The 12154-nt window shown below is 71.5% G+C and carries 13 protein-coding genes; 5 read left to right on the top strand and 8 right to left on the bottom strand.

Going from position 1 to position 12154, the window contains the following annotated elements; translation table 11 throughout:
- Positions 1–954 (bottom strand): HpcH/HpaI aldolase/citrate lyase family protein, encoded by a 954-nt coding sequence (locus R0146_RS09750; RefSeq protein WP_317689144.1) that lies wholly within the window; start codon positions 952–954, stop codon positions 1–3.
- A 47-nt stretch (positions 955–1001) separates the two neighbouring features.
- Between R0146_RS09750 and R0146_RS09745 the strand changes: the two genes are divergently transcribed.
- The 3 genes from R0146_RS09745 to R0146_RS09735 are packed head-to-tail and all read left to right on the top strand — an operon-like array spanning position 1002 to position 4059.
- Positions 1002–2342 (top strand): magnesium transporter MgtE N-terminal domain-containing protein, encoded by a 1341-nt coding sequence (locus tag R0146_RS09745; protein ID WP_411567135.1) that lies wholly within the window; start codon positions 1002–1004, stop codon positions 2340–2342.
- The gene (locus R0146_RS09740) at positions 2332–2847 is read left to right on the top strand and encodes a DUF1003 domain-containing protein (protein WP_317689142.1); all 516 of its coding nucleotides are present in this window, start codon (positions 2332–2334) and stop codon (positions 2845–2847) included. Before R0146_RS09745 ends, R0146_RS09740 begins: the two co-directional genes overlap by 11 nt.
- A 33-nt stretch (positions 2848–2880) precedes the next feature.
- Complete coding sequence (locus R0146_RS09735; protein WP_317689140.1) at positions 2881–4059, top strand: Mrp/NBP35 family ATP-binding protein; 1179 nt, start codon at positions 2881–2883, stop codon at positions 4057–4059.
- Positions 4060–4173: 114 nt separating this feature from the next.
- Here R0146_RS09735 and R0146_RS09730 read toward each other — a convergent pair whose 3' ends face one another.
- Genes R0146_RS09730 through dapA form a run of 3 tightly spaced genes read right to left on the bottom strand, consistent with a single transcriptional unit; the run spans position 4174 to position 6721 of the window.
- Positions 4174–4590, bottom strand: coding sequence for a Sec-independent protein translocase subunit TatB (locus R0146_RS09730; RefSeq protein WP_317689138.1), 417 nt, complete (start codon positions 4588–4590; stop codon positions 4174–4176).
- A gap of 9 nt (positions 4591–4599) precedes the next feature.
- On the bottom strand, positions 4600–5805 hold the full coding sequence (locus tag R0146_RS09725) for a S1C family serine protease (RefSeq protein WP_317689136.1): 1206 nt from the start codon (positions 5803–5805) through the stop codon (positions 4600–4602).
- 10 nt (positions 5806–5815) lie between these two features.
- Complete coding sequence (gene dapA, locus R0146_RS09720; RefSeq protein WP_317689134.1) at positions 5816–6721, bottom strand: 4-hydroxy-tetrahydrodipicolinate synthase; 906 nt, start codon at positions 6719–6721, stop codon at positions 5816–5818.
- A gap of 125 nt (positions 6722–6846) precedes the next feature.
- Here dapA and R0146_RS09715 point away from each other — a divergent pair, with 125 nt between their 5' ends.
- Entirely contained in the window at positions 6847–7692 is an 846-nt protein-coding gene (locus R0146_RS09715; RefSeq protein ID WP_317689131.1) for an O-methyltransferase, read from the top strand.
- Positions 7693–7866: 174 nt separating this feature from the next.
- Here the strand turns inward: R0146_RS09715 and glgC are convergent, their stop codons facing one another.
- A complete protein-coding gene (gene glgC / locus R0146_RS09710; RefSeq protein ID WP_317689128.1) occupies positions 7867–9093 on the bottom strand; it encodes a glucose-1-phosphate adenylyltransferase in 1227 nt (408 codons plus the stop codon).
- A gap of 116 nt (positions 9094–9209) precedes the next feature.
- On the opposite strand from glgC, the gene glgA reads away from it, so the two are divergent.
- Positions 9210–10424, top strand: coding sequence for a glycogen synthase (glgA, locus tag R0146_RS09705; RefSeq protein ID WP_317692365.1), 1215 nt, complete (start codon positions 9210–9212; stop codon positions 10422–10424).
- A gap of 135 nt (positions 10425–10559) precedes the next feature.
- Here glgA and R0146_RS09700 read toward each other — a convergent pair whose 3' ends face one another.
- The 3 genes from R0146_RS09700 to dapE form a co-directional block, all read right to left on the bottom strand.
- Complete coding sequence (locus tag R0146_RS09700) at positions 10560–10727, bottom strand: DUF3117 domain-containing protein (RefSeq protein ID WP_317689125.1); 168 nt, start codon at positions 10725–10727, stop codon at positions 10560–10562.
- A gap of 40 nt (positions 10728–10767) precedes the next feature.
- Positions 10768–10920: a hypothetical protein gene (locus tag R0146_RS09695; protein ID WP_317689123.1), complete on the bottom strand. Its 153-nt coding sequence runs from the start codon at positions 10918–10920 to the stop codon at positions 10768–10770.
- Positions 10921–11005: 85 nt separating this feature from the next.
- Positions 11006–12079, bottom strand: coding sequence for a succinyl-diaminopimelate desuccinylase (gene dapE / locus R0146_RS09690; protein ID WP_317689121.1), 1074 nt, complete (start codon positions 12077–12079; stop codon positions 11006–11008).
- Positions 12080–12154: the final 75 nt, after the last annotated feature.

Raw genomic sequence — 12154 nt, 5'->3', positions numbered from 1 at the left:
TCAGACCTCCTCGACCGGGGAAGCGGTCAGACCCGCGGCACGACCCCGCGCCGCCACGACCGCGGCGAGCTTCATGCCCGCCTCGTCGACCATCTCATCATCCACCACGATCGCACCCACCGCCCCGCCGGCCGCGGACGTCGCCTCGGCGTAGCTGGCCATGATCCGCTCGGCCCGGTCGTACGCCGCCTGGTCCGGCGAGAACACCTCGTTGCCCGCCTCCACCTGGGCCGGGTGCAGCACCCACTTGCCGTCGTAGCCCAGCGCCGCGGACCGGCGGGCGGCTGCGGTGAAGCCCTCCACGTCACGGATCGCGACGTACGGCCCGTCGATGGCGGCGATGCCGTGGGCGCGCGCGGCGACCAGGATCGACATCAGCACATGGTGGTAGGCGTCGGCGAGCTCGTAGCCGGCCGGCTGGGCGCCGACGTTGAGGCTCGGCATGCCCATCGAGGCGGCGAAGTCGCCCGGCCCGTAGACGAGGGACCGCATCCGCGGCGAGGCGCCGGCGATCGCGTCGGCGTTGAGCAGGCCGCGGGCGTCCTCGATCTGCGCCTCGATGCCGATCCGGCCGACCGGCAGGTGGTGGGTCCGCTCCACCTGGGTCAGCAGCAGATCGAGGGCACGGATGTGGTCGGGCCCCTGGACCTTCGGCAGCACCAGGGCGTCGATCCGGGACCCGGCGTCCCGGACGACCTGGATCACGTCGGCGTACGTCCACTCGGTGGTCCAGTCGTTCACCCGGACCGTGACGGTCGGGGCGGTCCACTCGCGGTGCAGGTACTCGACGACGCGGCTGCGGGCCTCGGCCTTCGCCGCCGGCGCCACCGCGTCCTCCAGATCGAGGAAGACCGCATCGACCCCCATCCCGAGAGCCTTGGTGAGGAAGCGGTCACTGGACCCCGGCACCGCGAGAACGGTGCGGCGGATGGCGGGGCTGTCTGCGGTCGTCACACCCCAACCCTAGGCCCCGGGCGGTGGAGCACGGTACTCTCCCCCACGTGAGCGCCAGCAGCACCTCGATCTTCGTCTCCCGGCTGCGCCGATTGCCTGTCCTGGACACCGCCGGCGACAAGCTGGGGATCGTCCGCGATGTCGTCGTCCAGGTCAGATCCGCCGGGCGGGCGCCGCGCGCGAAGGGCCTGGTCGTCGAGCTCTTCGCCCAGCACCGGGTGTTCGTGCCGATGGTGCGGGTCCGGACGATCTCGGCGCTGCAGGTGACCATCTCGGGGGTGCTCAACACCCGGCGCTTCGAACGGCGCGACTCGGAGATCCTCATCCAGCAGGACCTGCTCGACTCGCCGGTGCGCCGCCGCGGGGCGGACAAGCCGTCCTGGGTGTACGACGTGTCGATCCGCCAGGCCCGGTCCCACGACTGGGAGATCGACGAGGTGGCGCTGCGCTCCTCGAGCGGGCCGTTCGCCCGCCGTACGTACGACACCATCGTCGACTGGAGCGACGTCGACGTGTTCGTCGTCGGGGCCGGCCGGTCCACCCGGGAGGTGCTCGCCCGGATGGAGGACATGAAACCGGCCGACGTCGCCCGGGAGTTGCACGACATGACCCCGGAGCGCCGCGAGGAGATCGCCGCCGCCCTGGACGACGAGTCGCTGGCCGACGCCCTCGAGGAGCTGCCGGAGGACGTCCAGGTCGAGCTGATCCAGGCTCTGGAGGTGGAGCGCGCGGCGGACATCCTCGAGGAGATGAACCCCGACGACGCCGCCGACCTGGTCGCCGAGCTCACCCCGGAGGTGGCCGAACAGCTGCTCGACCGGATGGAGCCCGAGGAGGCCCAGGACGTCCGCCGGCTGATGAGGTACGACGAGTTCACCGCCGGCGGTCTGATGACGCCCGAGCCGATCATCCTCGCCCACGACGACACCGTCGCCACCGCGCTGGCCCGGGTCCGGGCCGAGGACATCACCCCCGCCCTGGCCGCGATGGTCTACGTCTGCCGGTCCCCGCTCGAGGCGCCCACCGGCCGGTTCCTCGGCGCCGTCCACATCCAGCGACTGCTCCGCGAGCCCCCGTCGCTCTACGTGTCCGGGCTGGTCGACAGCGACCTCGAACCACTGAAACCGGGCGCGCACATCTCGACGGTGAGCCGCTACTTCGCCACCTACAACCTGGTCTGCGCGCCGGTCGTCAACGAGGACCGCCAGTTGCTCGGTGCGGTGACCGTCGACGACGTGCTCGACGCGATGCTGCCGGACGACTGGCGCGGCGACCAGATGGACGGCCTCGCCCCGAGCGAGGCACACTGGGCCGCCGACCGAGTGGCCCGCGACCTCGAGCTGCGCCGCTCCCGGTCCGCCGGAAAGGGGACCACCGATGGCCGATGATCGGCTGAACACGCCCGGCCGCTCGCGCTGGCGGCGCACCGCCTCGGAGGACAGCGACGCCTTCGGCCGGTTCGCCGAGACGTTCGCCCGGTGGATGGGCACGCCCGCCTTCCTGGCGTGGATGACGATCTTCGTGATCATCTGGTGCACCCTCAACGTGGTCGGCATCTTCGGCCTGAAGTGGGACCCCTACCCGTTCATCCTGCTGAACCTGTTCTTCTCCACCCAGGCGTCCTACTCGGCCCCGTTGATCCTGCTGGCGGAGAACCGGCAGACCGACCGGGACCACGTACGCCTCGCGGAGGACCGCAAGCAGGCCGCGCAGAGCCGGGCCGACACCGACTTCCTGGCCCGGGAGATCGCCGCCCTGCGTTCCTCGGTGAACGATCTGGCGACCCGCGACTACGTCCGCACCGAGCTGCGCAACGAGCTGCGCGAGCTGCTCGCCGAGCTGGACGAGGAGCGGCGGACGGTCGAGGAGCGTACGCCATCCGACCGGCCCTGAGGCCCGTTGCACCCACCGGTTAGCCTGTGGACCATGTCTGATGTCGTGACCACCCCTCCGGACCACCCCCTGATGCCGGCCGTCCGGGCCGCGCTGTCACGTGTGATGGACCCGGAGATCAAACGCCCGCTGATGGAGCTGGGCATGATCCCCCGGATCGAGATCGACGCCGACGACGTGGTCACCGTCCACGTGCTGCTGACCGTCCAGTTCTGCCCCCTGCACACCACCATCAGCGCCGACGTCCAGCGGGCCGTCGGCGGCATCCCGGGGGTCGGCGGGGCGAAGGTCGACCTGGGGGTGATGACCGACGAGCAGCGCAAGGAGCTCAACGTCCAGCTCCGCGGCGGGGTGCAGCAGCACGAGATCCCGTTCGCCAAGCCCGGCAGCCTCACCCGGGTGCTGCTGATCTCCTCGGGCAAGGGCGGCGTCGGCAAGTCCTCGGTGACCGCGAATCTCGCCCTCGGCCTGTCCCGGGCGGGCAAGAAGGTCGCCATCCTCGACGCCGACATCTACGGCCACTCCATCCCGCCGATGCTCGGCCTGGCCGACTCCCAGCCGACGATGGTCGGGGAGTACATCATGCCGGTGCCGTACGGCGACCTGGCGGTGATGTCGATCGGCATGCTCAAGCAGAGCCGTGACCAGGTGATCGCCTGGCGCGGCCCGATCCTCGACCGGGCACTGCAACAGATGCTCGCCGACGTGTACTGGGGCGACCTCGACTTCCTCGTCGTCGACCTGCCGCCGGGCACCGGCGACGTCGCCATGTCGCTGGGCGCCAAGCTGCCGAACGCCGAGGTGATCGTCGTGACCACCCCGCAGGCCGCGGCCGCAGAGGTCGCCGAACGGGCCGGCACGATGGCCGACATGCTGCACCAGCGGGTGATCGGTGTGATCGAGAACATGTCCTTCCTGGAGACCACCTGTCCGCACTGCGGCGAGGTGCACGAGGTCGACGTCTTCGGCACCGGTGGTGGCGAGACGGTGACGCAGACCCTGTCGGCCCGGCTGGGCTACCAGGTGCCGCTGCTGGCCCGCGTCCCGCTGGACCTCGCGCTGCGCGCCGGGGGCGACGAGGGCACCCCGGTCGTCGGGTCGGAGACGGCCGGTCCGGCCGCCACGGTGATCGAGACGGTCGCCCGGGAGCTGGCGCAGGAGTCGCGCGGGCTGGCCGGCGTCCAGCTGGGCGTCACGCCTGTCCGCGGCTGATCGTCACGAGGCCACCCGGGTCGTCAGGACCCGGGTGGCCTCTGCGTTTCCGCGACGCGGACGATCCGGTGGCTGTCCCGGCCCGAGTGTGTCGACGCTGAGAGTGTCGACGGCCTAGGTGGCCTCGGAGTCGAACGGGGCACCCGGCAGGGTGAGCCCGGCGGCCTCGGCCTCGTCGGGGCTGATCACGCCGTCGCCGTCGGTGTCGATGGTGCGACGGAAGTCCGCGGCCGCCTCGTCGAGCTCGTCCGACGCCTCGCGCAGCGTCTGCACCAGGTCCTGGACACCGTCCAGCCCGCCCTGCTTCATCACGTAGCGCCGCACCGAGCCCTTGGGGTCGGTGATGTCGAAGTCCTCGAAGCCGGGGCCGAGCTCGTTGCGGACGGTGACCTGGGCGTCGTTGGCCACCTGACGGAAGAAGCGGATCAGCCGAGCCGCCTTCTTGGCGAGCTCGGGAAGCTTGTCGGGGCCCCACAGGATCACCGCGAGGACGACGATGACCGCGATCTCACCCGCACCCAGTCCGAACACGGCCCTAACCTATCCGACCCGGCCTGAGAGGGTGACCAGTGCCTGCCCGGCGGACCCGTCCCGCCGGTAGTCAACGGCCATAGTGTCCCCCGGCCGATGCCGACGGACCTGGACGATCAGCGCGGTGCCGTCGCCCACCTGGACCCCGCCGAACGTCGTGACGACGTCCCCGGCCCGCAGGCCGGCGGCGGCCGCCGGCCCGCCGGCGTCGACCGAGCTAAGTCGTACGCCGACACCGTCGGCCGTCGCCTCCGCCGCGGCGCCGAGGACCGGATAGGACACCTTGCCGTCGGCGGCGAGGGCGGTGATGATCGGCACCGCCTCGTCCACCGGGATCGCGAAGCCGAGGCCGACGCTCCCGCTGCGTGCCGGCGCACCGTCGGCGGTGAGGATCGCGGAGTTGATGCCGACCACCCGTCCGCCGGCATCGAGGAGCGGACCGCCGGAGTTGCCCGGGTTGATCGGTGCATCGGTCTGGATGGCATCGATGTAGGCGGTGGGAGCATCTGTCCCGGCGGTGGGATCGGCCACCTGCATCGGACGCCCGATCGCCGAGACGATGCCGGCGGTGACGGTCCCCTGCAGACCGTACGGCGCGCCGACCGCGATCACCGGCCGGCCGACGGTCAGCCCGGTCGCGGTGCCGAGACGTGCCGGGGTGACCGCGTCGCCGAGGGCGGAGAGGTCCACCGCGAGCAGCGCCAAGTCGTACGCCCGGGTCGTGCCGATCACCGTGGCAGTGGTGTGCCGACCGTCCGCGCCGGTGACCTCGATCCGCCCGCCCCGCGCGGCGACCGCGATCACGTGATTGTTCGTCACCACCCGTCCCCCTGCCAGCACGATCCCCGAGCCGGTGCCCTCACCGCTGGAGCCGGTGGCCCGGATCGCCACGGTGGAGTGCAGCGCGTCCGGGGCGAGCGCCGCGGCGTCGAGGGTGGCCGGGCCGGGGGCGGTGTCCTGGGCGAGCGTCGGATCGGTGCCCGCGATGCTCGATGATCCGGTCGGACCCGGAACGGTCGAGGCCTTCCCCGGGACGGACAGGGTCGCCCGGGCGGACGGTGAGGGTGCTTCGGCCGCCCCCGCGCCGAGGTGGGCGCCGGCGTACCCGGCGGGCACCGCGACGACGACGGCGGTCACCGCGGCGAGGGCCAGGGTCCCGGCCCGGGTGCCGCCACGGGGCGCGGCGGCGTCGCTGTCGCCGTCGGGGGCGGTCATCGTGTCGGGGTCAGAAGAGGTCGACGGCGCGGAGGGCAGCGACGTACGCCTCGACGAGGTCGTCGTCGGGGAGCATCTGCGGGGCGCGCAGGCCGCCGACGGGGCGTCCCTGGCGGGCCAACGTCGCCTTCACCATGCTGCACCCCTGGGCGGCGAACACCCCGGTGAAGACCGGCAGGGCCTGCTGGTGGAACTGCAGCGCCGTCGCGGCGTCACCGGCTGCCCAGGCATCGATCATCTGCCGAGCGAGCACGCCGGTGAAGTGGGTCGAGGTGCCCACCAGACCGACTCCGCCGACGGACAGCAACGGCAGGGTGATGGCGTCGTCGCCGGCGTAGTAGGCCAGGCCGGTGGCGGCGATGACCTTCGCCGACTCGACGATCTGTCCCTTGGCGTCCTTGACCGCGACGATCCGGGGGTGCTCGGCCAGCGCGACCAGGGTCTCGGTCTGCACCGGGATGCCGGCCCGGCTGGGGATGTCGTACACCATCACCGGCAGGTCGGTCGTGTCGGCGACGGTGCGGAAGTGGCCCAGCAGGCCCTCCTGCGGGGGGCGGGAGTAGTAGGGGGTGACGACCAGCAGGCCGTCCGCCCCGGCGGCCGCCGCCTGGCGGGCCAGCTCGCAGGTGTGCCGGGTGGAGTTCGTGCCGACTCCGGCGACGATCCGGGCCCGGTCGCCGACCTCGGCGACGACGGCTGCGATGAGTGCCGCCTTCTCCTCGTCGGTGGTGGTCGGGGCCTCCCCGGTGGTCCCGTTGATGACCAGACCGTCGTGACGCAGGTCGTCCACCAGGTGCGCGGCGAGAGCCCGGGCCGTGGCCAGGTCGAGGTCGCCCTTGTCGTCGAACGGCGTCACCATGGCGGTCAGCAGGCGGCCGAAAGGCGGCTCGGTGGCAGTGTGCGTGGGGTCGGTCATGGCGCGATTCTATGCCGTGGGACCGGCGGGACGGGTCGTCCGGGACGCCCCGTGGACCGCGACCGGATACCTCTCCGGGCGCGCGTCCCCCTTCCGCTGCGGCCCTCATTGGTTAGGCTGGGCGCGTGACCACTCGCAAGACCACCCAGAAGGCTGCCGCCACGGGTTCGGCGGCAAAGACGCCTGCCGCCGGTGCGGGGTCCACACGGAAGACCGCGAGCTCCGATCGGATGCACGACATCTTCGCCCCCACCGCCCCCGACACCCCGCCGGTGCTCGGCCCCGCCGAGTCGACCGCGGACGACGCGCGCTCCGCGGCGGGCGCGCCGGTGTCCGGCCCGGACGAGGCGACCTGGGCGTACGCCGAGGGCTTCCACCGGGAACGCTCCGAGATCGCTCGTGCCCGGGAGGCTGCCGAGCAGCTGGACACCGTGCCGGTGAGCCCGGGCGTGGCCAGCACGTTGACCTTCCTCGCCCGTGCCGCACGGGCCCGCTCGGTGGTCGAGATCGGCTCGGGTGCCGGCGTGTCCGGGCTGGCGCTGTACGCCGGCATGGCGCCGGACGGCGTGCTGACCAGCATCGACTCCGACTCCGAGCTCCAGCGGGTCGCCCGCCGGATGTTCCGCGACGCCGGCATCCCGTCCAACCGGATCCGGCTGATCGGCGGCGACGCACTGACCGTGATGCCCAAGCTGTCCGACGCGGCGTACGACCTGGTGTTCGTCGACGGCGACATGCTCGACTGCGGAGAGTACATCGAGCAGGCCCAGCGGCTGCTGCGGCCCGACGGTGTCCTGGTCGTCAACAACGCCCTCTGGTACAACCTGGTGGCCGACCCGGAGAACGAGGACAACGAGACCATCGTCATCCGCGAGGCCCTCGACGCCGTCTCCTCGATGGACGACGCGTGGGTGCCGGCCCTGCTGCCGGTCGGCAACGGCCTGCTGGTGGCTTCCCGCCGCGCCTCCTGACCCGGTGGCGTACGCCGCTTCGCACGTACGCCACCGCCTCGTACGCACGCCACCGCTTCGTACGTACGCCACCGCTTCGTACGTACGCCACCGCTTCGTGCGCACGACATGGCCGTGGGCCCCACCCGGATCGGATGGGGCCCACGCATGTCCCGCAGCTGCAACGCCGGACGGTCAGACCGCCCGGACCACGCAGTCCTTCGGCACCACGGTGATCCCTCCGGCGGAGACGGTGAACCCGCGGGCCCGGTCGGCCTCGTGGTCGATGCCGACCTCGGCACCCCTCTCCACCACCACGTTCTTGTCCAGGATGGTGCGACGGACCACCGCATTGCGGCCGACCCTGGCGTTGTCCATCAGGATCGACTGTTCGACCTTGGCCCACTTGTCGACCCGTACCTTCGGCGACAGCACCGAGGAGTCGACGTCGCCGCCCGAGATGATGCAGCCGGCCGACACGATGGAGTCCTCGGCGGTGCCGCGCAGGGTGAACTTCGCCCCCGGCAACTGGCGCTGGTAGCTGAAGATCGGCCAGTCGTCGTTGTAGAGGTTGAAGTTGGGCTTCACCGCGACGAGATCCATGTGCGCGTCGAAGAACGCGTCGATGGTGCCCACGTCCCGCCAGTAGTTGAGGTCCTCCTCGGTCGCCCCCGGCACACTGTTCTCGGTGAAGTCGTAGACCTGCGCCTCGCCCTTCGAGACGAACGCCGGGATGATGTCGCCGCCCATGTCGTGGCGGGCGTTCTCGTCGGCGGCGTCGGCCTCCAGGGCGGCGACCAGGGCCGACCGGGTGAAGATGTAGTTGCCCATCGAGGCGAACGACTCGTCCGGGCTGTCCGGCAGACCCGGCGGATCGGCCGGCTTCTCCAGGAACTCGCGGATCTTCTTGTCCGGCGCGGCGTCGATGATGCCGAACGCGCTCGCCTCCGCCCGCGGCACCCGGATGCCGGCCACGGTCGCCCCCAGACCCGAGTCGATGTGCGCCTCCAGCATCTTCTGGATGTCCATCCGGTAGATGTTGTCCGCCCCGAACACCACGACATAGTCCGGGTCCGCGTCCCTGATCAGGTTCATCGACTGGTAGATGGCGTCCGCGCTGCCCTGGTACCAGTGCGGACCGAGCCGCTGCTGGGCGGGCACCGGAGTGATGAACTGGCCGAGCATCTGGGACATCCGCCAGGTCAGCGTGATGTGACGGTCGAGCGAGTGGGACTTGTACTGGGTCAGGACCGCGACCTGGAGCAGGTTGGAGTTGACCAGGTTCGACAGGACGAAGTCGATCAGACGCAACGTGCCCCCGAAGGGGACGGCCGGTTTGGCGCGATCGAGGGTGAGGGGCATCAGTCGCTTGCCCTCACCACCGGCAAGGACGATGGACAAGACCTTGGGGCGGGACGTCATGGCATGAACCTATGACCACAGCAGGCCACGGACAAGCGATTTGCCGAGAGTGCAGGCGGACTTGTCCGGACCCCTGCGGACCGGCCGTCCAGGTGTGCGAGCATCCTTCCATGAGCCTGAGTGTTTCGGTCCTGACCAGGGAGTACCCGCCGACCATCTACGGGGGTGCCGGGGTGCACGTCCAGCAGCTCGTCCCCCAGCTCCGTGCGTTCATCGACGTCGACGTCCAGTGCATGGGCGAGCCCCGCGAGGGGGCCACCGCGCACGCGGAGGACCACCCCGCCGGGGCGAACGCCGCCCTGCGGGTGTTCGGCGCAGACCTGTCCATGGTGGCGGCCCTGCCGGATCGGCTCGACCTGGTGCACTCCCACACCTGGTACGCGAACCTGGCCGGTCACCTGGGCGGCATCTTCCGTGAGATCCCCCACGTCGTGTCGGCCCACTCGCTGGAACCGGACCGCCCGTGGAAGCGGGAGCAGCTCGGCGGCGGCTACAACCTGTCCTCCTGGGCGGAGCGGACCGCGTACAACGGCGCCTCGGCAGTGATCGCCGTGTCGAAGGGCATGCGTCGGTCGATCCTGGCGGCCTACCCGGAGCTCGACCCCGAGAAGGTCCACGTGGTGCTCAACGGCATCGACCCCGAGGAGTTCACCCCGGACCCGCACACCGACGTCGTCGAGGGCCTGGGCATCGACCTGTCCCGACCGTACGTCGCCTTCGTCGGCCGGATCACCCGGCAGAAGGGCCTGGTGCACCTGGTCCGGGCGGCCGAGCAGCTCGATCCCGGCACCCAGCTGGTGCTGCTGGCCGGCGCTCCGGACACCCCGGAGATCGCCGCCGAGTTCGACGAGGCCTTCACCCACCTGAAGGAGGTGCGGGGCGGCGGCGTCACGTGGGTGAAGGAGATGCTGCCGCGGCCGAGCGTACGTCAGGTGCTGGCGCACGCCACGGTGTTCGCCTGCCCGTCGATCTACGAGCCGCTGGGCATCGTGAACCTCGAGGCGATGGCCTCGGAGACCGCCGTGGTGGCCAGTGCCGTCGGTGGCATCCCGGAGGTCGTCGACGACGGGGTGACCGGCCTGCTGGTGCCGTACGACCCGGCGCAGGCCGGCGACCCGGCGTACGTCAAGGATTTCGAGGCACAGTTCGCGGCCCGACTCAACGACCTGGTGCGCGATCCGGCGCGGGCAGAGGCGATGGGCAAGGCCGGTCGTCGTCGGGCGGTGGAGGTGTTCTCCTGGGAGAAGATCGCCCGGCAGACCGTCGAGGTCTACCAGCAGGCGATCGAGTACTACGCGGCACACCCGGAGCTGCGGGCCGTCCAAGGCTGAGCTCCGACGTTCGCCGTGAGCCCGTCCGGAACGGGGCTGGAGCGGACCGGGCGGGCATGCCGAGGCCCCGGGTCGAGACCCGGGGCCTGCGCGGTGGCGGGGCCGCAGCCGTACGGCGGGCGCCCGCGACGATGGTCAGCCGACGACGGCAGCCAGTGCTCCAGCGAGTTCGGACGCCTCAGCGGGGTTCATCTCGACCACCAGCCGGCCGCCCCCCTCGAGCGGGACCCGCATGACGATCCCCCGGCCTTCCTTGGTGACTTCCATGGGGCCGTCGCCGGTCCGGGGCTTCATAGCTGCCATCGTGCATCCTCACCTCGTTGGAACGTACAAACCGGTCCTATTATCCTGCATCGGGCAAGTCAGGGGCAGCCGGGGAGGTCGGCGGGTCGTCGACCACCGGCGGTTCGGGCATCTCGCCGAAGGCGCCGCGAGCGGCCGGGACGGTCAGCACCAGCACCACCACGGCGAGGCCGACCAACAGCCAGGGCATCATCGCCGACCCCCTGACATCACCCTCTCCGCCGGCCGGACGATCGTCTGCAGGTCGCCGTCGTTCGCCCGCCGATGTCCGGTCACCGTCACCGTTCCCCCAGCCAGGCGGCGAGGGCCGCCCGGACCTGCCGGACCGCCCCGAGTGCGACGTACTCGTCGTCCTGGTGGGCCTTGAGGGCGTCCCCGGGACCGTAGTTCACCGCCGGCACGCCCTGCGCGGAGAACCGGGCGACGTCCGTCCAGCCGTACTTCGGCGCCGGCGCCGAGCCGACCGCACCGAGGAAGTCACGGACCAGCGGCAGGTCCAGCCCGGGCCGCGCCCCCGGCGCCAGGTCGGTCACCTCGATCTCATACCCCTCGAACCAGTCGCGGACGAAGCGCTCGGCCTGCTCCGGCGTACGGTCCGGCGCGAAGCGGAAGTTGATCTCCACGGTGCAGCGGTCGGGGATGACGTTGCCGGCCGTCCCGCCGGCGATCCGCACGGCGTTGAGCCCCTCGATGTACTCCAGACCGTCGACGACGACCCGTCGCGGGACGTACGCCGCCAGGCGCGCCAGCACGTCGCCGGCCAGGTGGATGGCGTTGACACCGCGCCAGGCACGGGCCGAGTGGGCGGCGACGCCGGCGAGCGTCACCGTGAAGCGCATCGTGCCCTGGCAGCCGCCCTCGACGCGGGCCCCGGACGGCTCCCCGAGCACCGCGAAGTCGGCCTGCAGCAGGTCGGGTCGTTCCCGCTGGACGGTGTTGAGCCCGTTACGGGAGGCCTCGACCTCCTCGTTGTCGTAGAAGATCCAGGTCACGTCGCGCGTCGGCCGCTCGAGTTCCGCCGCCAGGGAGAGGGCCACGGCCACGCCGGCCTTCATGTCGCAGGTGCCGCGGCCGTACATCCGTTCCTCACCGTCGACCGTACGTCGCTGCGACGGCAGGTTGTCGGCCAGCGGCACGGTGTCCAGGTGGCCGGCGACGATCACCCGCTCGGGGCGGTCCAGCAGGGTGCGGGCGATGACGGTGTCGCCCAGGCGGACCACGTCCAGGTGGGCGCAGCCACGCAAGGCCTCCTCGACCTCGTCGGCCAGCGGGCCCTCGTGGCCGCTCACCGACTCGATGTCGACGATCGTGCCGAGCAGGTCGATGACGTCCGCGCGCAGGTCCAGGGCCATGGCTGCACCCTACCCGGCCGGCCGCGCCGGGGTCCGTGACCGGGTCCTCGGGTCACGGCCGAAGCACAGCTCCGA

Origin of the sequence: Raineyella sp. LH-20, from assembly GCF_033110965.1 — a bacterium.
GTDB lineage: Bacteria > Actinomycetota > Actinomycetes > Propionibacteriales > Propionibacteriaceae > Raineyella.
This window is presented reverse-complemented; position numbering and strand designations above follow the sequence as displayed.

Excerpts from the sequence above, each read along its gene's own strand:
- R0146_RS09740 (WP_317689142.1), top strand. The coding sequence starts at position 2,332 with ATGGCCGATGATCGGCTGAACACGCCCGGCCGCTCGCGCTGGCGGCGC.
- R0146_RS09735 (WP_317689140.1), top strand. The coding sequence starts at position 2,881 with ATGTCTGATGTCGTGACCACCCCTCCGGACCACCCCCTGATGCCGGCC.
- R0146_RS09725 (WP_317689136.1), bottom strand. The coding sequence starts at position 5,805 with ATGACCGCCCCCGACGGCGACAGCGACGCCGCCGCGCCCCGTGGCGGC.
- dapA (WP_317689134.1), bottom strand. The coding sequence starts at position 6,721 with ATGACCGACCCCACGCACACTGCCACCGAGCCGCCTTTCGGCCGCCTG.
- glgC (WP_317689128.1), bottom strand. The coding sequence starts at position 9,093 with ATGACGTCCCGCCCCAAGGTCTTGTCCATCGTCCTTGCCGGTGGTGAG.
- R0146_RS09700 (WP_317689125.1), bottom strand. The coding sequence starts at position 10,727 with ATGGCAGCTATGAAGCCCCGGACCGGCGACGGCCCCATGGAAGTCACC.
- R0146_RS09695 (WP_317689123.1), bottom strand. The coding sequence starts at position 10,920 with ATGATGCCCTGGCTGTTGGTCGGCCTCGCCGTGGTGGTGCTGGTGCTG.
- dapE (WP_317689121.1), bottom strand. The coding sequence starts at position 12,079 with ATGGCCCTGGACCTGCGCGCGGACGTCATCGACCTGCTCGGCACGATC.